This window comes from Sporomusa malonica (assembly GCF_900176355.1).
In the GTDB taxonomy this organism is placed as follows: domain Bacteria; phylum Bacillota; class Negativicutes; order Sporomusales; family Sporomusaceae; genus Sporomusa; species Sporomusa malonica.
On the sequence record NZ_FWXI01000019.1, the window covers coordinates 86942 to 107632 of the forward strand.

Consider the following 20691-nt stretch of genomic DNA (forward strand, 5'->3'; position numbering starts at 1 on the left):
TCAAATAAGAAGGAGGTGATCTTTAATTTATGAGAGGATTAAAGAATAAGGTTGTAATTATCACTGGAGCTGCCAGCGGCATAGGTAAGGCGACGGCGCTGCGTTTTGCTGAAGAGGGTGCAAATGTTGTTGTTGCGGATTTTGCTGACGGCACGGCTACTGTTAAAGAAGTGACAGAAAAAGGCGTGCAGGCTATCTACGTTCAGGTCAACGTTACTGACATGGAGAATGTTAAGACTATGGTAGCTAAGGCAATAGAGGTATTTGGTAAAGTAGACGTATTGATTAACAACGCAGGCATTACTAGAGATGCAATGATGAAAAAGATGACCAAAGAGGCGTGGGATGCCGTAATAGATGTAAACCTGACCGGTGTATTTAACTGCACTTCGGCAGTGCTGCCACATATACTTGAGCAGAAATCTGGAGTGGTACTTACGACCTCTTCTGTTGTCGGCATATACGGTAATCTTGGTCAAACTAATTATGCAGCCGCTAAGTGGGGTGTAATTGGTATGACTAAGTCTTGGGCTAAGGAAATGGCGAAAAACGGTATAAGGTTCAATTGTGTTGCGCCAGGATTTATTGCCACAGAAATGGTCAAGAAAATTCCTGAACAAGTACTAAATGAAAAAATACTTATTAAAGTGCCTGCGATGCGACTGGGTGAACCAGAAGAAGTTGCTGCAGCCTTTGCTTTCCTGGCATCCGATGATGCCAAATTCATCAATGGTGCAGTTCTTAGTGTTGACGGTGCTTGTACGCTGTAGGATTCGAAACTGCCAAAACTCTATACCAACAAAAGCGATGCTAGATGATAGTAGCGATAATGGGAAAGGCCGTAGACGTTTTCGTCTACGGCTTTTCAGTTAAGCGTCGTGATTTTTTACTGCATCGTTTAACAGCTTGCAAAGTATTTCAAGCGCTTTTGGTAAATCCTCATCTGCAAGATTGGTCCAACAAATTCGTAGATGATTGGTTTCGGGTTCTCCAGGATAGAAAATCGACCCTGGGAGAAAGTGTACACCGCGACGGTGGGCTTCGGGAATCAAGTAATCTGTATGAATCCCAAGCGGCATTGACAGCCATAAGTGGAGTCCAGCTGACTGTTTAGGCCGGGCAATGCGAGGATCAAGGAGTTGGTCAAGGGTCTGAAGGACGTTTTTTCGGCGCGCATCAAGCAAGCTGCTCATTTTGCTAATTGACCGTAAAAGCTGTGGATTCTGGAAAAAGGGCAGCAGCGATTTTTGCAGCCAGAGAGGAGAACCAAGGTCTGCAATTGATTTGGCTGCAAGCAGACGGTTATAAATGCTCCCGTCTGCGGCAAGTAACCCAAGGCGCATGCCAGGAAAGAGGAATTTGCTAAAACCTTTAAGATAGATCACTCGTCCATCTGTGTCTAGTGCTTTTAATGGCGGCGGTAAGGCAGAGGTTTTTATGCGGGTCATCTCAAGTTCACGATGCGGTTCATCTTCTAAAATGAGGACATTGTGCTCTCGGGCGAAACTGAGCAGATCCTGGCGCCTGGATAGGGACATGATTGCTCCGGTAGGATTTTGGCCGGTAGGAACTGTATAGATGGCTTTAAGACGAATATGCGGTGCTAAGTCCTCCAGTATATCAACCCGTATTCCGTTTGCATCAACGGGGATGGGCTGCAGGTTGGCATGAGATAAGCGAAAGGCATCAATAGCTGCAGAAAAACAAGGGGTTTCAAGTGCAATGGTGTCACCGGGACCAAGAAAGGTGCGGGCAAAAAGGTCGATACCTTGCTGGGTACCATTTGTAACCAGCAATTGGTGTGGCTTAAGCTTAATGGATAGCAGCTTTAAATACTCTGTTAAGGCAAGTAAAAAATCAGTATCACCTTGAAAATTAGCATATTGCCCCAGCGCATGGGGAAATTTTTTCAGTGTCTGGTAGATAGATTCCTGGATTAAATGCATCGGCAGCAAGGAGTGATGAACACAGGCTGAGGCCAGGTCTAATATATTGGGGGGTAACCGTACTGCGCTTTGGCTCCAGAAGCTAGCACGGGGAAGGTAGTCTGAAATAGAGAGCTGCCAATCAAAGGGGGCGGAAACATGATCCCCTGAGGTATTGTCCTTTCCTTTGCGTACAAAGGTTCCCTTGCCGCGAATGGTTTCTGTCAAGCCGCTGTTATCAAGCATTTTATATACATGGTGTGCAGTTACCAAACTAATGCTCAATTCCTCGGACAGATCCCGCACAGAGGGCAGTTTAAAATTGGGCTCTATCAGACCAGAGCGAATCCTTTGAGAAATTTCCAGATAGATTTGTTCACGTATGGAAACATTACTTTGACGGTTAATAGAAATTTTCATAAGTCCTCCAACTGTTATAGTAGTCACTTGACTGTTATAGCAAAATAATGGTTCTATAAGAAATAATATACAGCAGTGTTGTATAACAGCAAAGGGGGAAATATCATGTATATAGTATATAGTTTAATGTGCTTAATCTTTGGTACGACATTTTTAGCCATAAAGGTTGGTATAGATGCTGGGGCGCCGCCTTTTCTTTTTGCGGGAACGCGGTTTTTCTTCGCAGGACTTATCGTATTGGTTACCGTTAAAATCTTACACGGCAAGATTGGTCTAAAACCTGAAATGCGTAAGGATGTTGCGCTTGTTGGTATTTTTATGACCGCAATCATGTTTGGCTGCCTATATTGGGGAGAACGGTATATTTCATCAAGTGTTGCAGCACTGCTGGCGGCAACTACACCAATTATGATCGCTATTGTAGAGTGGTTCCAGGGTGTCAGGGAAAATGTCTGGATTAAAGGCAGCGGTTTATTTATATCTTTCATCGGGGTGGCGGTTGCGGTACTGCCTGCATTAGGAATAGATGTTACTAAAGAAGCCATTTTAGCGGTAGTGGTAATACTGGCTGCTGAGGTGGGGTGTGTTTTCGGGACAATGACATCGAAAAAAATCTTAGCTGCTGGTATTACTTCTTTTGTCCTGAATGGCTGGCAAATGGTCATTGGCGGCATGCTGCTGGTGCTGCTGTCAGTGGTTGCCGAGCCGGCAGTGGTGGGTATCAATGATGAAGTAGCCTTTTCCTGGGTATATCTTGTTGTACTTGGTTCGCTTGCCGGACATGGCTCTTACTACTGGTTGGTACGCCGTGCAGGACCATTACTGCCATCAACTTGGACATATATATCGCCGGTTATTGCTCAATTCGTCGGTTACTACTTCCTATCAGAATATGTATCAGTCTATTCTTTTATCGGCCTGGGTTTAGTACTCGGCGGTGTATATTTAGTGAGTAAAGCAGCGGCCCTGGAAAAGTGGCTGGAGTCCCTAGCGGGGGTACCGAGTAAAATAGAAGGCGAATAAGGAATGGTAAATATATACCAATAAACAACCCGGTTTTAGGGGATTCAAAAAATATTTGCACACTACGTGATAGACTTGTTACAATAGATACTAAAGCTAATACAGCAAACTGCCCTCAGTCAAATGACTAGGGGGCTCTTTTTTTCAGAGAGCCGGTTATCCCAGGATTAACCGCAGCGAATTCGCACTAAGAATCATTCAAAACAAGAAAAGGAAGATAAACGTGATAATAACAATAAACAAGGCGATCTTACATATACTGGACTTTAATTCTGGAGTAACTGTTTTCTCAGAGCAGGAGTTAGATACCCAAAGTAATAGTGTTGTAACATTTCTATCCAAACATATTGAGAAATCCTATAATGACCAAAACTCAAAAACGGGAACTTTTTATCCAAATAGTAAATTTAAGGTACAAATAGAAGACTATCTTGCCGGCACTCTGGATTTTACCAGCTTCTCAGTGTATGTAGCTGAATTAATGGTTGAATCGATTTCTCAGTCAGATGTATTAGACTCCACAGATTTGCTCGTATGCGATTTTAACATAGATAGTAATCGCGTAATTGCTCTGTTAAAATGCAGCAACAAAATTGGATTCATTCATCAGGTAGTGCATGATAATGAAAAAATTAAAAATGATATTATTAATCATTATGCGATATTACCCAGTCTGTCGCAAAAAATTGACGAGTATGCATTCATAGATGCTGATTCGCTAAATATTAGATTTATTGATAAAAAACGATCGATTAATGGCAATGATGCTTACATAATAGCTGACAATATCCTTGAATGCAGTTCGCTTATTTCGCCGAAAGATACCCTTCAACTAGTCAACACAATTACCCGCATGGTAGCAGAAAATCATGGAAAAAGCACTGTCGAGGCTGTCTCTAAAACTAAAAACTATATAGTGGAAAACACCGGAGTAACTGAGTATCTAAATCCGGTGGAGTTGAGTAAAGAGGTATTTAGTGCGTCCCCCATCATGCAAGAGGAATTCATGAGAGAAGTAAAAACTGCCGGGATTCCCGAGATAGTGAAAATAGATAAGGAATTTGCCATCAAAAAGGGGAAAAGCCATAAAATTAAAACTGATACAGGTATTGAGATAACATTTCCGGTAGATTATTTCCAAAATAAGGAGTATATTGAGTTTATCAATAATCCGGACGGCACTTTATCGATTGAGTTAAGAAATATAGGGAAAATAACCAACAAATAGTCAGTGTTTTGGGCGTGTTATTTAGGAGTGTGCAATGATGCAAAGAAGGGATATCCTTATCGGCCTGGTTGTCGTTACTGTATGGGGTCTTAATTTTATTGCCATAAAAATGGGGTTAAGGGATGTTCCGCCGCTTTTGTTAGGTGCCCTTAGGTTTCTTCTGGCTTGCTTTCCGATTATTTTTTTTCTACCTAGACCACCAATTCCTTGGCCCTGGCTGATCGCGCTGGGGTTGTCCATAAATGTAGGACAGTTTTCTTGTTTGTTTTTGGGAATGAAGGTAGGTATGCCGGCGGGCCTAGCCTCTCTTGTTCTTCAGTCACAGGCTTTTTTTACGTTATTGGTGGGCGTCACTTGTCTGGGAGAACGCTGGCAGTGGAATCACCTGGCAGGGCTTGCACTGTCAGGTGGTGGTATGGCCATGATTGGTTTGCAGCAGGGAGTGGAGATGACAACTGCTGGCTTTGGGCTGACTTTGGCTGCGGCTGCTTGCTGGGGTATCGGCAACGTCATTATGCGTAGAGCTACTTTAGGGATACCACCCTTTTCAATGTTGTCGTTAGTGGTTTGGGCTGGCGCTGTAGCCATTTTACCATTGACATTCTTGTCGTGGATGCTAGAAGGCTATGATGCCTGGCTGGTTGCCTTCCATAGTCCTACATGGACCAGTATAGGTTCGCTTGTTTACCTGTCTTTCTTCGCTACTTTGGTGGGGTATGGTCTATGGGGCAAGCTGCTTTCCCGTTACCCTGCCGCCGTCGTTTCCCCGCTAGCGCTGCTGGTGCCAATCGTGGGCATGAGCAGTTCGGCGTTACTGCTGGGAGAGTCGGTTTCCCTTTGGCAAGGGATTGGTGCTCTGCTGGTTATGACCGGTCTGGTAGTACATGTTCTGGGAGCAAGATGGCGGATGAGTACTGCTGAGCTCCAGAAGAGTTGAGATAAATCTTATGGTATCCGTAGGCCTTTTGGTCTACGGATTTTTTTCTTGCCCTTTTGGAATTATGTAGAAGTCACTCCAAAATGCTGTGAAAGTGAAAATTAAATTGGAAAGTATAACCTTCTTGACTAACTTACAACTCTGATGTTAATATAAAGTTGTAAGTTGAACAGGGAGGTGCTCGCATGAAGGTGGCATTAATTGGCTTAGGAACAACAGGAAGAATTGCGGCTGAGTATCTTTATAAAAAACAGGCACTTTCACTAGTATTATGCCGGGAGAATAGCAGCGAAGAAGGTAAAGATTTAGGTGAAATTTTACATAGGCCGTATATGGGTATTACAGTTGAGACCACGGCAAATCTTGAAGAAAAATTAAACAAGTTCAAACCAGATATATTAATCGATTTTTCTTCGCCTAACTTCCTAAGAGAACATTTATCTACGCTGGCCCGGTGCCATGTAAATGTAGTAACCGCAGTAACCGGTTATACTCAGATGGATATAAAAAGAGTAAAGGTTTTGGCGCGAAAAAGGCAAATTGGTGTGGTGATCGCACCTAATATCACATTTGGTGTCAATATATTGTTAGTGATGGCTCAAATAGTGGCCGAACTACAATCTGATTATGACTTCCAGGTTATTGATGAAAACCATAGGAATAAAAAAGACAGTCCGTCAGGTACCGCGGAAAAAATCGCTGCAGCTATTAAACGAGGTCTTGAACGGTCGGGAGAGAAGAATGATTCAATCCCGATTCATTCTATCCGGGCGGGTGATATCATAGGGCGTCATAAGGTTTTGGTTTGTGGCAAGCATGATCAGATTGAAATTACTCATTCGGCCTTTTCGCGAACAGCATACGCTGAGGGGGCTTATAAGGCGGCTCAGTTTATTTATGGACGAAAAGGGCTTTATGAGATGAAAGACGTTTTTGGCCTCGGGAAAAGTAGTCATTCTGATGAGCGAGCGCATGGTGTTGACGCTGTTTCATTGACAGGTGTCTATGCGTAGGTTTCCTATGTAAGATAAAATGAGTCACCCTATTTTTTTAGGGTGGCTCATTTTATAATTGGACTACCGACGAATTTGGCAGTTTTTATTAAAATTTCACTATCACCAACAACTACAATGCGATCAAGGGGCTCAATTTTGGCATCCGGTCCAGGAGAGATAATGATGTCAGTACCTCGCCGGATTGCAACAACAGTAGCGCCTGTATGTTGCCAAAGCCTGATTTCCGCAATGGTATGCCCGATGATGTGCGAGGCTTCCGGGACCTCAACTTCGACAGGGTTATACGGTGTAAGGTTGCGCAGCTTATCCGAATAATTAATAATATCAGTGAGCAGATTCTCGAGTCTCGCATCAATTTCTCGTTTTTGACGTAAAAGGATTTCGACATCCTGGTGCAGGGAATCGACAGATTCGGTACTTTTATAGTGCTCTACGAAGCTATAGGCATTTTCAGTGGAAAGTACTGTAACTTCTTTTCCTTGGGAAACACTGACAACATTTTTGACTTTTAGGAGGGCGATCGCTTTTCGGACTGTCTCTGGCGATACATTGTAGTGGCTGGCTAGAATTGATCTGCCCGAAATCTTTTCCTGTACACTAAATTCGCCGTTAACTATTCTTTGGGCTAAATCCAAAGCAATTGAACGATACATGGCAATTGATGACTTCATTTGTTCACCCCGATTGACATTCGATGCTGTTATCATTACAGTTTTTGCCGTAAAAGTCAATAAGCTAGCGTTTGTTTAGTAGGTAAATAACATAGCAAAAAAGCAAAAGAACCGCCAGATGGCGGTTCCCTTGAACTAGTTATGGTTTGATGAGCAGTTACAATAGTGTTATTCTTTAGTAGTGGTTGCTGCAGGCGCATCTTGGGGGGGATTTGTGGTCGCTAGTAGTTCGCTGCGCTCATTCATTGTTTTAGTAATCCGCTTGATGTAATTGCTCGTTCCGCTAATGATATCAACAAATGAACTTCTCTTAAATTCGAACAGGTCTGCCTTCGAACTATACCCGATGGCTTGGCTCATCATCAAATAGTCGTCGGAGATGTTGATAGGAATTCCCATGTCTACAATCGCTCTATTTAATCTACCTATTTCTTTGAGCAGCTTTTTTACATCCAAATCGTTCAGTGTATAGTCGAGTTTGCGCCAGAACTCTACAGGCTTGTAAATGGAATACTCGTAGCGCATAAGCTCATTTACAAATTTTTCTCCTAATTTGAATCCCAGTTTTTCTTTTTCGTCAAACCAGGCAGTCCCAGGGAGTACGCCTGGTGGATTTACGATCACCGCATCAGGATTCGCTTCTCGAATTAAGCTTACGTTTTGCTCGAACACCTCTTCAAGGGTTACTCCTGGGATGACCGGGCAGGGATAAATCATTGATAATACGATTTGGCAAGAAACGCCTTCTGCTGCTGCCGCCAGCTTGATGCATTGAATTGTATCAATAATGTCTTTTCTTACTACCCCTTTATTCATTATTTTGTCATTGATCTCATCATGGCCGGTTTCTCCGCCCAAAAACACGGCTCTGAGACCAGATCTGATCATCAGGCGATAGGTCTCATAGTCATGTTCTGATGGTTTGCCTGGCCGGGCAAACATGGAATAATTTATTTTTAAATGCTCAGCTAAGATCATTTGAGCAATGGCTCTGCCATGACCTAGCGGCGTTTCGGAGCTGCTGAAGCGGAAAAAAGCGATACCCCGGCTCGTCATTGCCATGATCTCGTTTTTTATCTCATCTACAGGTCGAGGAGTGTAATGCGTATTTTGCCTTGTATGCGAGCAAAAGCTGCACTTATTCCAGGTGCAACCAAGACCATCGATCAAAGTATGAAACCATAGCTTGTCTGACATGTCTGCAGGTCTGTATCTTGGAATAGTAAATGAGTGAAACATGTAGTCACCTTGCTCGTGGTAGTGCCCTGTCCTAATTAATGGTGAGGTCCCAATCTCCCGGCGCACCAGTTCTAAGAAGGCTGCTTTTGTCGGAACGGTTTTTCTCATATTTAGCAGATACTCCAACATCTCTTCTCCAGGCCCCATAATGGCCAGATCAAATTCCCCCTGCGCCAGAACGTACTCACCGTATACCTTTACATGCGGGCCGCCGGCAATTACTGTGGTTTCTGGACTTGCCTCCCTGATTTTCTGGGATAACTTGATACTCCAGGAATAGGGGGCTCCTCCCCAAACTTTTATTCCCACAAAAGGGATTTGCTCAGCTTTTACCAGGGTGACGATATTATCAATAATCGTGTCCATATGATTTTTACGGAAACCAAGAGCTAACGATTGTACAGGCCAAGCCAATAACAGGGCAAGTATTGATAACAACTTAAATCGGCTGTTATATGCTAGCTGTAGTTTGACTAATGTACGAAGCAACTGAGTGCACCAGCTAGGGACGCCCTTTTCGACAAGGGATATCCGTTGCTCGTCGGCAACATAAACACTGAACCCGCGATCCTCAAGATAGGTGCGAATCACTGCCAGCCCGTTTTCTAACGCCGCATCAGAAGCAATTCTTTGTCTAGGCGCAAAGCTATTAACCAATAACAATTCAATATTTTTATTCATGATTTTGTCCTCCTTGTTGTGTATTCAGGTAATCTTGGGAAAGCGGTTGAGCGATTTTGAGGTTATTTAGTAAGGTTTTGGACGCTTCTTGGTAAAGGTGTTGATAGCGTTCAAATGACTGTCGCGATAGCACAAATAATTCACATTCGGTTAAAGCGAATATTGAGTTTGTTTGTCGCGACTGGTCGGGAAATGTCAAACTGCCAAAATGCTCGCCAGCCTGCAGAATATGGGAGTCTTTATTCGACGACGAAACCAGGGTGCCTGATAGCAGAATATATAAATCGTTGCATAGGCTGTCTTGGTGTAGAATGCAGTCGCCTGGCGCGCAGGAGAATATGACTCCTGCCAGTAGAAGATTGATAATTTTCTCAGTGTCGAGGTTTTTAAATATCGGAAATGTGAACGGAGAAGGGCTTAGCTTGGATTCTACATATTTCCATAAGCTTTTTTGTGTGACAAGTTGGGTGTTATGATATCTTGCAACTTCTGGGAATGTCTCTGAAAAACGCTGTACCATTGACAAATCGCTAGGATGTTTACGAGCAAGGCGATAGATGGGGGACTTGATAGCCTTCATGTGCTCTATATCCTGGATCATCATGACCAATGGAACCAAAAGGCCATATCCTGGATCAGTAAAATTTTTAGTAAATCTCCTAAACCCTAATCGTTCGTATAATGGAACGACTGATGGATTACAACCCCCAAAGCAGAATGTTACTTTCTGGGCACTGAGTAGCCGATATGATTCGACAAGCATCAGATAAAATGCGGGTGAACTCCGGTAGTGAGGTTTGGCAGCTATCTTAGTAACGAGACCAAAGTACGAGTTTGAAGGATCAGCATGTACTGTCTTGAATTTATGCAGCTGAAAAGTGTCAACTAAGTCGGCAGGGTAGTCTTCCACAGAAGCAATGGTAACACGCAGTGTAGCAGCAATCTCGCTCCCAGCCTTTACGTAAATCAATATGCTCCGATCATCCATGGCATCAATAATCTGTTTTCTCTTCCTGAGGATTGATTCCAATGGTTTACCCATTTCTTCGACATATACTTGATAACGCAGTTTATAGATCTCGTTTTTTTCCCATGGGTGTGCAGCGATGCGGACTTGCATTGGGCAATCTACCATATCGCTGGAAAGATCCTGGTTTTCTTTGCTGCTCATGTTAAATCATCCTCCAATTTTGTTTTAGTTAGGGACTACAGGAGCATGTCAATACATTCAAAGGCATCACCTCCTTCACGCATAATAGTTAAAAAATTATGGCGTTGCTGGAAATCCTGTAAAAAAAAAAGAGCCCAGTATTAGGGCTCTCTTAGTTAATGTAAGGGTCTTTCGATCAGTTATTTTTTAAATATTATATAGAAGATTGTGCCTGATGGGCCTGATACTACTTGGACTTTGGCCTGGTGATCGTTAGCAATCCTATAGACCACCGCAAGGCCGAGGCCGGTTCCGTTTTCTTTGGTAGTCAGAAAGGGCTTGCCGATATTCTCGAGAATGTGCGGAGGTATTCCGGTTCCATGATCTTGAGTTTCCAGGACTACATCCCCGTCTTTAACATAGGTTCGTATTGTCACGGTTCCACCAGGTTCCATTGCCTCAAGGCCATTACGAACTAAATTCAAGATCAATTGCCGTATTTCTTTCCCGTCTAGGTGTATCTCAGGTATGGACCCAGGAATAAAGTGAATATCCATGCTTGTAGCATTTGCAGCAGCTTTTATCAACGGATATATGTCCTGAATGATAGAGTTGAGTTGGTGGAAACCCATATCTCTTGACTTATTCTGACAAAGGGCCAGATACTCTTTGATAATCAAATTAGCTCGATCTAATTCGCTAATTAATAGATTAAAATGGTCTTTGTAACTTAAAAATTCATCTTTTCTTCGAAAAAATTGCAGGTAGCCGTTTACTGTTGTTAAAGGATTTCTAATCTCGTGCGCAACATTTGCTGCCATTTGCCCCACTGTGTTTAGTCGATCCAACCGAGAGACGTCTTGTTCTAAGGCTTTTCGAGTCGAAATATCGCGAATGATTCCTTCAAAACTAATACATGAGCCGCCTTCATCAAAAATAGGAACCGTTGTTTGTTCAGCCCAAATCACAGTGTGATCGCGCCGGATAAGGCGCATAACTATCGGGCTAGTTGAAACCGTAACAGGGTTACTGACAAGATTCTCTACCCAGAAGGCATCGCTTGGATGAATTAGCGAAAAAAGCAGGTCAGGTGATTCATAGTATTCGTCGCTGCTATAACCGGTTAGCTTGCCTATAGATGGGCTTACATAATCAAAACCATGCGATGGTTTTAGCCGGTAGAGGTAGATAGTATCGGCTGCGTTTTCAGCCAGTAGGCGGTATTGATTGTCTTTGGCTACCAATTCACGGAAGTTCTTTTCAACATATAGCATCAGAGTACCGATAGCTATAATGAACCGGAGAATACCGCTAATTAAAAAACCCCATGGTGCGAACCAGCTTACCGAGACGAGGAAAGGCATATCTAGAGTGTGTAATCCTGTTCCAATAAACGCAATGCCGACAACAGTTTTACCCCAACTCTTACTGTCAAAATGGCGTATAAACATCCACCCGTGCCAAAAATAAATGTATGCTATATAGGCAAGGGTGGGGAACGCTGTTATAGAAAAGGGAGCATTAAAATAAACGGCAATGTCAGAGAATAGGGTCAAAGCGATACCCCAATAATACCAGCCCTTATGCATTTTTCGTTCAAGGAACTTACTTGTGGCAAATACAAGAAGTATATAATTGGCGATTGATACGAATTGGATTCCAATTAAAGTGGATGTAGTGATTTGGGGCAGTGGTGTGCGGTAAAATATTTGAGTTAAAAAGTGCACCAGCCAGAAAACTGCCCATAAGCCAATATAGGGTTGACGGTAAAGCCAGAATAAGAAAAAATAAACACAAGCCACAGCGAACGTAGCTGATAGAGTTGCAATAATTGAAAGATCATAAAAGGTCATGTGCAATCTTTCTCCCCCTTTTTTTTCGCGGGACTATAGATACTACAACTAAATTTTTGCATTTACGTACACTTTTGGTAATTATAACAAAGAGTTGTTGCAAAATATGGAGATTTATGCCGAATAACAGAGTATTATTGAATATGCTGGATATTAAAAAGAAACGTATAATAAGCAAAAGGGGATATTATGAAAATTTTAATTGATGCCGATGCCTGTCCGAAGGCAGCTCTTCAGATATGTGTCCGAATAGGCCAGAAATATAATATTCCTGTTTGGACGGTTGCCAGTTTTAATCACAATATTGTATCTGATCATCATGTAGTAGTAGGCAGTGCATCCCAGGAAGCAGACATAAAATTAATAAATCTGACTGATCCAAGCGATGTAATTGTTACTCAGGATTGGGGACTGGCCTCTATGGTACTAGGAAAGTCAGCGTATTGTCTTAGTCCAACTGGCAAAGTATATAGTCCAGAAACAATCGAATTTCTGCTAGAAGAACGGGAAATGAAAGCTAAGTTTCGCCGTGGCGGCGGAAGAACCAAGGGGCCTAGTAAAAGGGCACGGGAAGATGATCAACGATTTGAGGCGGCAATTGAACGGTTAATTGCCCATAGTAGTAGCAGCGACTGCTGAGTGGTTGTTCAGTATTTGCCTACTGATTTCTGATTGACGATAAACTGGCCTAACTGTTATAATTTACCTACAGATGGATATTTGGGGCGATGGAGTTCGCCATTAACCCCGTGTCGAACGGTGATGACTCCTACCAGGTGCCTGGTAGGAGTTCTGTTCTATACTATGACCAGCATAAGGGAAGGGGTTAGGAGCCGAAAAAGGGGAGGTATATATGCCTAAGATTACGGGTAAAGCCAAGCGTTTACGGATTTATATTGGTGAGCATGACCGTTACAAAGAAAAAGCTCTTTATTATGCCATTATAGAAAAGGCTAAAGAGCTTGACTTAGCAGGAGCCACTATGTTTCGCGGTTTAATGGGCTATGGTGCAAACAGCCGGATTCACACTGCAAGTATTGTTGATTTGTCAAGTGATTTGCCGATTCTGGTCGAAATTATTGACAGTGAGGAGTATATTAATAAATTGCTTCCTTTTATTGACGAAATGCTGCAAGAAGGACTAGTTACTCTCGATGACATTGAAGTAATCAAATATGGCAAAACACGGCCGCAACGATAGAATAAGTTTTTGCCGCTAGGAGGTACACATGCTGATTAACATACTAATCGTTACGCTGGGCGGGGGAATAGGGGCCGCATCAAGATATGTAGTCTCCTCTTGGGCTGCAGAGCGCTTTGGATCTAATTTTCCTTATGGAACTTTACTTGTCAATGTTGCAGGATGCTTTATTATTGGCCTATTTCTGGCTTTAGTGACTGATAAGCTTATCGTCAAGCCGGAGTGGCGGCTGTTTGTCACTACAGGGTTTCTGGGCGGATTAACAACGTTTTCATCATTTAGTTATGAGACAATAAAACTGCTGCAGGAAGCCGGTATTTCCCTTGCGCTGTATAATGTTTTAGCCAACTGCGTAATAGGTTTTTTTGCAACCTGGATGGGGATTAATTTTGCGAGGTGCTTGACTCTTTCATAAAATAAAAACAGTAATCATTTATTGATAAATAGGAGAGATAATATGATTGAAGTAACTATGCCAGACGGGAGACAATTAAGCTTTAAGCATGTTGTTTTTGATTATAACGGAACCTTGGCCGAAGATGGTGTTCTGAGTGATTCTGTCCGAGAATTACTGCGAGAATTGGCTGCCAAAGTTCATGTAGTGGTTATTACGGCAGACACCTTCGGGGCAGCGCGCGAGCAACTGAAGGGTATTGAGGGCGTGGAACTTATTATCTTGGGCAGCCAAGCAGATGGTACAGAAAAGGCACGATATGTCAGCGAGTGGGGCTCAGACAGCACAGTAGTCATTGGAAACGGTGTGAATGATCAGCCGATGTTCTTTATTGCCAGCCTAAAGATTGCCGTTCTTGGGCCTGAAGGACTTAGCAGCGGAGTATTGTCAGCGTCTAACATTGTTGTTAGGAGTCCGGAAGATGCGATCCGCCTGTTGCTTAATGCTAAACGCCTTATTGCCACTTTGAGGCGGTAATAGCTAAACGATTCTCCTTCCTGTAAGTTTTCAAACATAATCTAAACAATTATGTACGATACTGAAAACAACTTAGTAACATACAGGAGGGACAATGTTTTGGCAGCAAAGATAATTCCATTTCCCCAGAAGTCTGAAATCAACTTAACAGAAATAGAGCGGCTTTTCCGGCAGTGGCTGAGCGAAATATCGGGGAACCCTGATCTTATTGAGCATGTCACAGCGCGCATGATGGCTTTTGTCGATAAATATGCGAACAAATGGTTTGAGCCTACCTTTAATTTGGCAGTCCCCCCTCATTTTAGCCAGGAAGAAGCGAAAGCGCTATTGGTTTCAATCGAAAGGGGCGTTGACAATACGGCAAACCAGGTGCATGAGATGATTAACAGAATCATAGTCGAGCGATTTTTTCTTGAGATAGAAATATATGAAAGCCTCAATAGTGAGGAAAAACACCATTGGCCTGGTTTCAAGAATTCTTAGCCGCATTTTCTTTATTTAGGAATTGGCCTCCACAATATACCGGCGGTATGGTGTTGATTTTTTTACGGTGTCAGGATATAATATCACAGTGACATTTCAGCAAGCCTCTGTGGCGGTGAGAGAATATGGATGACAGTTACTATATGGGCCTGGCGTTGGTTGAGGCTAAAAAAGCGTATGACCTAGGCGAAGTGCCAATTGGCGCTGTAATCGTTGTGGACGGTCAGGTTGTGACCAGCGCGCATAATATGCGCGAACTATGGCATGATGCTACTGCCCATGCGGAAGTAATAGCCATTCGAGCAGCCTGCAAAGCATTAAACCGCTGGCGGTTGACGGGCGCTACACTTTATGTTACTATAGAGCCGTGTCCCATGTGTGCTGGTGCACTCATCATGAGTCGCATTGACAGACTGGTGTATGGTAGTCCCGACTACAAAGCCGGAGCGGTGGAATCACTTTTTAATGTTGTACAAAACCCTGCACTTAACCACCGGATGGAAGTAACGTCTGGCGTGCGTGCTGATGAATGCGCAACAATTATGAAAGATTTTTTTCGCCAAAGACGGAAATAATTCACGGAGAGGTGTCCGAGTGGTCGATGGTGCTTGACTCGAAATCAAGTGTCCCTTCACCGGGACCGTGGGTTCGAATCCCACCCTCTCCGCCAGAGAAAAAAAGGCTTCACGCAAAACTGCGTGAAGCCTTTTTTAGTTAAAATAGGAGAAATTGTATTTTCGACCCCAACTGAAAGTAGAGCGTGTAGAATTGCCTGGGACAAGGAACCTGTCCGAACCCACTGAAAAAACCTTCTTTTTAAGAGGCAAAACAAATTCGTTTTGCTAAATTGTTTGACAAACATTTCAATTTTAAGCGGTTTTGGGTAAAAACAGAAAAATTGAGGATACCAAGGCGGCTATCCTTTTCAAGTTAACTGCCAAAGCAGTTAACTTAGCTTGCATACTCACGTTTTTAAGACCGTACCCCTTGGCACGGTCTAATCCATGGAACTGCTTCATTTCACCGTTTTTCCATTCATGGCTTGCACGTTTTTTATACTTTTCTTTAAATTTTTGGGTTTGTGCTCGTTGACTATGTTCATAATAGTCAGCTGTATTAATTCCAACATCCAATCGTTTGACTACTGTTTCTTTCCCGGCGCACTCTATCTTATGCGGACAATCTTTACACATAGTCTTATCAAATGTATATCTCATACTATCTTGTGCCCAACCGGATTTTCCGCACTTTTTACGTTTTTTATCTACCGTATAATTTCCCATCTTACAAAACCATTGATCGCTGTCTTTATTATATTTGGTGCTACTACTCTGTAAGGTTTGTCGGCGACGGCAGAACCTTTTGTCATCGAAATAGGTGGATTTGCAAGGTTGCGGATCGCCTCTACCAGCTAAAACCGGAAAGTGAAAATGAACTTAAAAGAGATGTTTGCTATTATATGGTGAACAACTCTTTTTCGTAAGCACCAATTAAATCGACATCTAGACAAACAGACTTTTCTTGTTTTGGTGGACTACTTTTAGGGTAGAGGATTTGTCTTTACATGTCAAAAAAAATATGGTACTTTTAGACATAGGGGTAACCCTAAGTATAATTGCCACACACTGTTGTGATTGCAACTGCCCGGGAGGCGCTTCAATGCCCAGATACAAGGCAAAGACACTTTATATGCGCAAATCGATAGTAGAGGCCCTGGATAATATATGGGAATATCCGCTGACTGTTGTAGAAGCGCCGATGGGCTATGGCAAAACTACCGCAGTGAAGGAGTATTTGTCGGGCAGTGAAGCCGAGGAGCTATGGCAAACACTGACCGATGATTCGTCAACCGGATTTTGGAATGGGTTAAGCCGTTTGATTAGGAAACTAGACCCCGTGGCCGCCGATAGACTCGCGGGAATGGGGGTTCCCGGCAACAGCGTATTCTTGGATGAGGCTATCCGTATTGTGGGGAGTATAGAGTTTTCTAAAAGAACGGTCATCGTATTTGATGACTATCATTTACTGTCTTCGGGAGATATCGACAGATTTATCGAGTTATTGGTCAAGTCCGAGACTCCCAATTTGCATATCGTTATTGTATCCCGCAGTGTTTTTGGCGAGAATACAACCGAGCTCGTACTCAAAGGATATTGCTGCGTTATCGAAAAGAGCAGTTTTGAGCTTTCACGAGCCGAGATCATTGAGTATTGCCGGTTGAACGGGGTCAAACTAAGTGCTGAGGAAGCGGATTTCCTGGTCTCCTATACTGAAGGCTGGATTAGCGCCGTATATCTTTGCATACTGGGGTTTCAGCAGGATAAGCGGATTGAACGGCAGGCCAGCTTATATGAACTGATAGAAAAGGTTGTCTATCGGCGCTGTTCTATAGAGGTCCAGGAGTTTTTACTCAGCATCTGCATTTTCGACAGTTTTTCCTCGCTACAGGCTGAATATATGTGGACCAAGGGGAATGCCGAGGCGCTATTGGGGCGGCTCATGGCCGGGAATGCCTTTATCAAATATGATCATGGCAGTCAAACCTATTACATACATAACATCTTCACGAGTTACCTGAGGCGAATCTTTGACAGGCAGGGTTCGGACAGGCAACAGGCCATCTGGAAGGCAGCAGGGAAATGGCATGTAAGTATCGGAGAATATATCCATGCCATGGATTGCTTCTACAAAGCCGCTGATTTCGACAGTTTGTTAACCGCTATTGAAATTGATAAAGGCAACTGCATAACCAACGAGCATAAAGACCGGTTGATCCGGTATTTCAGCGAGTGCCCCATGGAGATAAGAAGAGACCACCCGTGGGCCTGTCTGATTTACGCCATCAATCTGTTTTCGTTTAATGAAATGGAGTTGTTTGCGCAGCAATGCGAACAAGTCGGCCGCTACATCGAATTCTTGCCGGAGGGGGAGCAGGCGAAAGCTCAGTTGGCGGGGGAGCTCGAACTTTTGGGCGGTTTTTCTAAGTATAATAGTATAACAGGGATGTCTGAACATCACCAAAGAGCCGGGGGCCTGCTGAAGGGGCCGTCGGAGTTCATCGACAGAAATGGTTCATGGACATTTGGTTCACCGTCTGTGCTATATATGTTTTATCGCGAGACTGGGCAACTGGAGCAGGAAGTCAATGAAATCATCGTGGCTATGCCGCATTATTACCAATTAACAGCCGGGCACGGTTCCGGCGCAGAATACGTGATGCAAGCCGAGTGGTATTATTACACCGGCGATTTTGAAAATGCGGAAATTGCGTCCCATAAAGCCTTATATATCGCCAAGTCCCAGGACCAAATGGCGATAGTACTATGTGCATTGTTTCTCCAAATGCGGCTGGCGACTCTGCGGGGGGATTTGGCGCAGGTGACGGATATCCTGTGGCAAACACGGGAGGAAATCAAAGAGCGCGGATTGTACCAGTATATTCATACATTGGATATGTGTGAGGGATTCATCTATTCGTGCCTCAATCAGGAGAAAAAGATCCCCGCATGGATTGTGAAAGGTGATTTGCAAGATAGTTCAATCTGTTTCCCCGGTTACGCTTTTTTTAATATTATTTGGGGCAAGGCGCTGCTAATCAGTGGTCAATACCTGAAGCTAATCGGCTTAGCCGAAGGATTCATCGGTATGGCAAGCGTTTTTCCGAATCTGTTGGGGCAAGTGTATACATATATCTATGAAGCCGCAGCCGAGTTCAAACTGGGGCGGCATGAAGACGCACGGCAAACACTCCGGCAAGCGCTCAGTGTCGCGGCTCCCGATCAGGTTATTATGCCTTTTGCGGAGAATGGCGAGTACATTGCCGATATGCTCGCTCAGCTGGAAAAGAACGGGCATTACCCAGAATTTATCGGCCGGATCAATGCGCTTTTTCCGTTAATTTCCAAAAACAGGGACGCGATGTCAGCAGAATTAAGCAGCCGTGACAATAGGTCAATGCTTACCGAGCGGGAAGCCGCTATCGCAGAGCTTGTTGCATCAGGATTGTCAAACCAGGCTATCGGGAATACGCTGCACATAGCCGAGATAACGGTAAAAAAAGCGCTGCAGAGTATTTTTGCGAAATTGGGCATCAGCAGCAGGACAGCGCTGGCTAAGATAATGATTGAGCAAAAAACAGGTTAAAAGAATATACTTTCGTATAGTATCACTCAAGGCTAACTTCCCTTATGATTAAGGTGAGTTAGCCTTTTGGCGTTTTGAGGTGTTCTTATGGGGAAAATCAAAGAAATAGTCATCGGGGCTGATTATCAGGTTACAGTCCGCTTTGACAATAACCATTCGGTGACAATCGACATGAACACCAAGCTACATACCGCCCGGTTCTCCGAACTCAGAAACAGGCAGGTGTTTAACGCGGCGAGGACTGATGGCAAAGCGATACATTGGCCGGGAGGAATATCAATTGCCGTCAGCGAGATTATGGAAATCATCACAAAATAAACGCAATCCAAACAAGGAGGTATAAGAAATGAATAAAAAAGGTATCTTCGGTAATTTGCTCGGCGTCGTACTATTGGTGATGATAGTAATGAGCGCTGTCCCCTCCCCCGTCCTGGCCTACAAGATGGATATTCGGAATCCCTACAATGATAAGATGCATTTGGCGGTGGTCGATTACGACGATGTAGCCGGCAGGTGGCGGTGCCATGGCTGGTGGGAAGTGCAGCCGCTCAGCACGCGGCGGATTAATGTCGATTCGTCCGTTTCCAAAAACACTATTTATCTTTTTGTGAAGACGTCGGAAGCGACGTGGGGCGGCGAAGGGATACCAAGTTCAGTGACTCGTACGGTAAATGGTAATAAGTTTTCCTATTATGACGGGCAACCCTGCCCGGAAGGACCTAGGATGCGAAAAGAATTTTTCGCAAAATACGAGCTGGAAGATGGATTTCTGTACTGGTCGCCGGAATAAGTCCGTAAAGAACGGGACTGTCTGAGCGGTTTTTGCAAACGGCCAAGGCCCGCTGATGAAAATGTCAGTGAGGCTTTGCCGTTTTCCGGAAAGGAAAGGGATACGGAGAAGCGAGGAAGAGGGGGAAATGGCCATGAACAAAAAAGTGATTCTGGGGTTTGCTGCCGGAATTATCGTTGCTTTTGCGGCTCTCTTTTATATCGGCGCGACTGATGAGCCTGACAAAAAGCCGGTCACCAAGCCGCCCACGAGCCAAACGTCGGCAGCTGCCCCTGCGCCCCAAGCGGCAGTTAAAGACTATCGTAAATATCTTACGGCGGAAGACCTGATAAACATAACCGGTACCAAGTTCAAAATGACCTATGCTGATATGAAGTTCAACGGCAAGCCTGACCTTACTTTTTCCACCACCGATGAAGGTCACATCGTTCTTACCGTGACCGTTTTACCTGGCAGTCATTACGAAAAAATTTACAGTGAATTCAGATCACAGGAGTATAAAACGATGGAAAACGCCTTTTGGGGGCCCAAGAACGAAAATCCGCCCCGGATGCTGGGATTTCGCAAAGGTGATACCACCATCACTGTCACCAGATATGTCGACGACGGCCGGTATCCCATAACGGTGGAAATGATGGAGCGGATTGCCAAGACGATTGCCGCCAGGTTATAAAGCCTGCAGCGAGGATTGGGAAGAACATTCATAGGAAATACCTTGGTTGCCAGGAGGATATTCCATAATGGAAATAGCTTTACCCCGGCTTTCCGGTATAGGACTGCATCTGTTTGTAATTATAATACTGGTGGCATTGGCGGCATATCTGTGCCATTATCGCAAAACACCAGGTGTCCTGCCCTTGATTGCTTCTTTGGGAGCCAGAATTCTTTGGTTAACCTGTATTGTAATGTTTTCTGTAAGCTCCAGCTTACATTGGCAGCTTGTCTGGAATAAACTGGCATTTCTGAGTGGCTATATTCTTGTTCCGAGCTGGTTTGTGTT

General features: G+C 43.8%; 22 protein-coding genes, 1 tRNA gene and 1 riboswitch. Of the genes, 17 read left to right on the forward strand and 6 right to left on the reverse strand.

Features of this window, described 5'->3' with window-relative positions; translation table 11 throughout:
- The first annotated feature begins 29 nt into the window (after positions 1–29).
- On the forward strand, positions 30–770 hold the full coding sequence (locus B9A22_RS18700) for a beta-ketoacyl-ACP reductase (RefSeq protein WP_084577457.1): 741 nt from the start codon (positions 30–32) through the stop codon (positions 768–770).
- A 99-nt stretch (positions 771–869) separates the two neighbouring features.
- Here the strand turns inward: B9A22_RS18700 and B9A22_RS18705 are convergent, their stop codons facing one another.
- Entirely contained in the window at positions 870–2345 is a 1476-nt protein-coding gene (locus tag B9A22_RS18705; protein ID WP_084577458.1) for an aminotransferase-like domain-containing protein, read from the reverse strand.
- Positions 2346–2450: 105 nt separating this feature from the next.
- On the opposite strand from B9A22_RS18705, the gene B9A22_RS18710 reads away from it, so the two are divergent.
- The 4 genes from B9A22_RS18710 (at position 2451) to dapB (ending at position 6546) form a co-directional block, all read left to right on the forward strand.
- Positions 2451–3368 carry a DMT family transporter gene (locus tag B9A22_RS18710; protein ID WP_084577459.1) on the forward strand — a complete coding sequence of 306 codons (918 nt, stop codon included), beginning with the start codon at positions 2451–2453 and terminating at the stop codon, positions 3366–3368.
- A 223-nt stretch (positions 3369–3591) separates the two neighbouring features.
- Positions 3592–4596 carry a nucleoid-associated protein gene (locus B9A22_RS18715; protein ID WP_084577460.1) on the forward strand — a complete coding sequence of 335 codons (1005 nt, stop codon included), beginning with the start codon at positions 3592–3594 and terminating at the stop codon, positions 4594–4596.
- Positions 4597–4630: 34 nt separating this feature from the next.
- Positions 4631–5533 (forward strand): EamA family transporter, encoded by a 903-nt coding sequence (locus B9A22_RS18720; RefSeq protein WP_245824055.1) that lies wholly within the window; start codon positions 4631–4633, stop codon positions 5531–5533.
- Positions 5534–5718: 185 nt separating this feature from the next.
- The gene (dapB, locus tag B9A22_RS18725; protein WP_084577462.1) at positions 5719–6546 is read left to right on the forward strand and encodes a 4-hydroxy-tetrahydrodipicolinate reductase; all 828 of its coding nucleotides are present in this window, start codon (positions 5719–5721) and stop codon (positions 6544–6546) included.
- A gap of 47 nt (positions 6547–6593) precedes the next feature.
- Here the strand turns inward: dapB and B9A22_RS18730 are convergent, their stop codons facing one another.
- The 4 genes from B9A22_RS18730 to B9A22_RS18745 form a co-directional block, all read right to left on the reverse strand.
- Positions 6594–7256: a GntR family transcriptional regulator gene (locus B9A22_RS18730; RefSeq protein ID WP_245824056.1), complete on the reverse strand. Its 663-nt coding sequence runs from the start codon at positions 7254–7256 to the stop codon at positions 6594–6596.
- A gap of 132 nt (positions 7257–7388) precedes the next feature.
- Positions 7389–9140 carry a B12-binding domain-containing radical SAM protein gene (locus tag B9A22_RS18735; protein ID WP_084577464.1) on the reverse strand — a complete coding sequence of 584 codons (1752 nt, stop codon included), beginning with the start codon at positions 9138–9140 and terminating at the stop codon, positions 7389–7391.
- Positions 9133–10311 (reverse strand): cyclic nucleotide-binding domain-containing protein, encoded by a 1179-nt coding sequence (locus B9A22_RS18740; RefSeq protein ID WP_084577465.1) that lies wholly within the window; start codon positions 10309–10311, stop codon positions 9133–9135. The genes B9A22_RS18735 and B9A22_RS18740 overlap by 8 nt, the downstream gene beginning before the upstream one ends.
- A 179-nt stretch (positions 10312–10490) precedes the next feature.
- Entirely contained in the window at positions 10491–11741 is a 1251-nt protein-coding gene (locus B9A22_RS18745) for an ATP-binding protein (protein WP_176215594.1), read from the reverse strand.
- Between the two features lie 591 nt (positions 11742–12332).
- On the opposite strand from B9A22_RS18745, the gene B9A22_RS18750 reads away from it, so the two are divergent.
- The 7 genes from B9A22_RS18750 (at position 12333) to B9A22_RS18780 (ending at position 15428) form a co-directional block, all read left to right on the forward strand.
- On the forward strand, positions 12333–12782 hold the full coding sequence (locus B9A22_RS18750; protein ID WP_084577467.1) for a YaiI/YqxD family protein: 450 nt from the start codon (positions 12333–12335) through the stop codon (positions 12780–12782).
- A gap of 76 nt (positions 12783–12858) precedes the next feature.
- A riboswitch (Fluoride riboswitch) is annotated at positions 12859–12922 on the forward strand.
- Between the two features lie 74 nt (positions 12923–12996).
- The gene (locus B9A22_RS18755; RefSeq protein WP_084577468.1) at positions 12997–13344 is read left to right on the forward strand and encodes a DUF190 domain-containing protein; all 348 of its coding nucleotides are present in this window, start codon (positions 12997–12999) and stop codon (positions 13342–13344) included.
- Between the two features lie 28 nt (positions 13345–13372).
- Positions 13373–13759, forward strand: a complete 387-nt coding sequence (crcB, locus tag B9A22_RS18760) for a fluoride efflux transporter CrcB (protein WP_371360920.1) — start codon at positions 13373–13375, stop codon at positions 13757–13759.
- Between the two features lie 42 nt (positions 13760–13801).
- Positions 13802–14275 (forward strand): HAD family hydrolase, encoded by a 474-nt coding sequence (locus B9A22_RS18765; RefSeq protein ID WP_084577469.1) that lies wholly within the window; start codon positions 13802–13804, stop codon positions 14273–14275.
- Positions 14276–14374: 99 nt separating this feature from the next.
- Entirely contained in the window at positions 14375–14758 is a 384-nt protein-coding gene (locus B9A22_RS18770) for a hypothetical protein (protein WP_084577470.1), read from the forward strand.
- A gap of 125 nt (positions 14759–14883) precedes the next feature.
- Entirely contained in the window at positions 14884–15333 is a 450-nt protein-coding gene (gene tadA / locus B9A22_RS18775) for a tRNA adenosine(34) deaminase TadA (protein WP_084577471.1), read from the forward strand.
- Positions 15334–15338: 5 nt separating this feature from the next.
- Positions 15339–15428: transfer RNA gene (locus B9A22_RS18780), tRNA-Ser, on the forward strand.
- Positions 15429–15627: 199 nt separating this feature from the next.
- Here the strand turns inward: B9A22_RS18780 and B9A22_RS18785 are convergent.
- A complete protein-coding gene (locus tag B9A22_RS18785; RefSeq protein WP_084577472.1) occupies positions 15628–16041 on the reverse strand; it encodes a transposase in 414 nt (137 codons plus the stop codon).
- A 376-nt stretch (positions 16042–16417) separates the two neighbouring features.
- Here B9A22_RS18785 and B9A22_RS18790 point away from each other — a divergent pair, with 376 nt between their 5' ends.
- The 5 genes from B9A22_RS18790 to B9A22_RS18810 form a co-directional block, all read left to right on the forward strand.
- Positions 16418–18901: a winged helix-turn-helix domain-containing protein gene (locus tag B9A22_RS18790; protein WP_176215596.1), complete on the forward strand. Its 2484-nt coding sequence runs from the start codon at positions 16418–16420 to the stop codon at positions 18899–18901.
- Between the two features lie 87 nt (positions 18902–18988).
- The gene (locus B9A22_RS18795) at positions 18989–19219 is read left to right on the forward strand and encodes a DUF2442 domain-containing protein (protein ID WP_084577474.1); all 231 of its coding nucleotides are present in this window, start codon (positions 18989–18991) and stop codon (positions 19217–19219) included.
- A 28-nt stretch (positions 19220–19247) separates the two neighbouring features.
- Positions 19248–19691 (forward strand): DUF1036 domain-containing protein, encoded by a 444-nt coding sequence (locus B9A22_RS18800; RefSeq protein ID WP_084577475.1) that lies wholly within the window; start codon positions 19248–19250, stop codon positions 19689–19691.
- Between the two features lie 133 nt (positions 19692–19824).
- Positions 19825–20364, forward strand: coding sequence for a hypothetical protein (locus tag B9A22_RS18805; protein WP_084577476.1), 540 nt, complete (start codon positions 19825–19827; stop codon positions 20362–20364).
- Between the two features lie 67 nt (positions 20365–20431).
- The coding region (locus B9A22_RS18810; RefSeq protein ID WP_217805989.1) for a hypothetical protein at positions 20432–20691 on the forward strand (260 nt) is incomplete at its 3' end.

Excerpts from the sequence above, each read along its gene's own strand:
- B9A22_RS18700 (WP_084577457.1), top strand. The coding sequence starts at position 30 with ATGAGAGGATTAAAGAATAAGGTTGTAATTATCACTGGAGCTGCCAGC.
- B9A22_RS18755 (WP_084577468.1), top strand. The coding sequence starts at position 12,997 with ATGCCTAAGATTACGGGTAAAGCCAAGCGTTTACGGATTTATATTGGT.
- B9A22_RS18805 (WP_084577476.1), top strand. The coding sequence starts at position 19,825 with ATGAACAAAAAAGTGATTCTGGGGTTTGCTGCCGGAATTATCGTTGCT.
- B9A22_RS18710 (WP_084577459.1), top strand. The coding sequence starts at position 2,451 with ATGTATATAGTATATAGTTTAATGTGCTTAATCTTTGGTACGACATTT.
- B9A22_RS18740 (WP_084577465.1), bottom strand. The coding sequence starts at position 10,311 with ATGAGCAGCAAAGAAAACCAGGATCTTTCCAGCGATATGGTAGATTGC.
- B9A22_RS18705 (WP_084577458.1), bottom strand. The coding sequence starts at position 2,345 with ATGAAAATTTCTATTAACCGTCAAAGTAATGTTTCCATACGTGAACAA.
- dapB (WP_084577462.1), top strand. The coding sequence starts at position 5,719 with ATGAAGGTGGCATTAATTGGCTTAGGAACAACAGGAAGAATTGCGGCT.
- B9A22_RS18745 (WP_176215594.1), bottom strand. The coding sequence starts at position 11,741 with ATGTTTATACGCCATTTTGACAGTAAGAGTTGGGGTAAAACTGTTGTC.
- B9A22_RS18730 (WP_245824056.1), bottom strand. The coding sequence starts at position 7,256 with ATGATAACAGCATCGAATGTCAATCGGGGTGAACAAATGAAGTCATCA.
- tadA (WP_084577471.1), top strand. The coding sequence starts at position 14,884 with ATGGATGACAGTTACTATATGGGCCTGGCGTTGGTTGAGGCTAAAAAA.
- B9A22_RS18790 (WP_176215596.1), top strand. The coding sequence starts at position 16,418 with ATGCCCAGATACAAGGCAAAGACACTTTATATGCGCAAATCGATAGTA.
- B9A22_RS18720 (WP_245824055.1), top strand. The coding sequence starts at position 4,631 with ATGATGCAAAGAAGGGATATCCTTATCGGCCTGGTTGTCGTTACTGTA.
- B9A22_RS18800 (WP_084577475.1), top strand. The coding sequence starts at position 19,248 with ATGAATAAAAAAGGTATCTTCGGTAATTTGCTCGGCGTCGTACTATTG.
- B9A22_RS18735 (WP_084577464.1), bottom strand. The coding sequence starts at position 9,140 with ATGAATAAAAATATTGAATTGTTATTGGTTAATAGCTTTGCGCCTAGA.
- B9A22_RS18765 (WP_084577469.1), top strand. The coding sequence starts at position 13,802 with ATGATTGAAGTAACTATGCCAGACGGGAGACAATTAAGCTTTAAGCAT.
- crcB (WP_371360920.1), top strand. The coding sequence starts at position 13,373 with ATGCTGATTAACATACTAATCGTTACGCTGGGCGGGGGAATAGGGGCC.
- B9A22_RS18785 (WP_084577472.1), bottom strand. The coding sequence starts at position 16,041 with ATGGGAAATTATACGGTAGATAAAAAACGTAAAAAGTGCGGAAAATCC.
- B9A22_RS18750 (WP_084577467.1), top strand. The coding sequence starts at position 12,333 with ATGAAAATTTTAATTGATGCCGATGCCTGTCCGAAGGCAGCTCTTCAG.
- B9A22_RS18795 (WP_084577474.1), top strand. The coding sequence starts at position 18,989 with ATGGGGAAAATCAAAGAAATAGTCATCGGGGCTGATTATCAGGTTACA.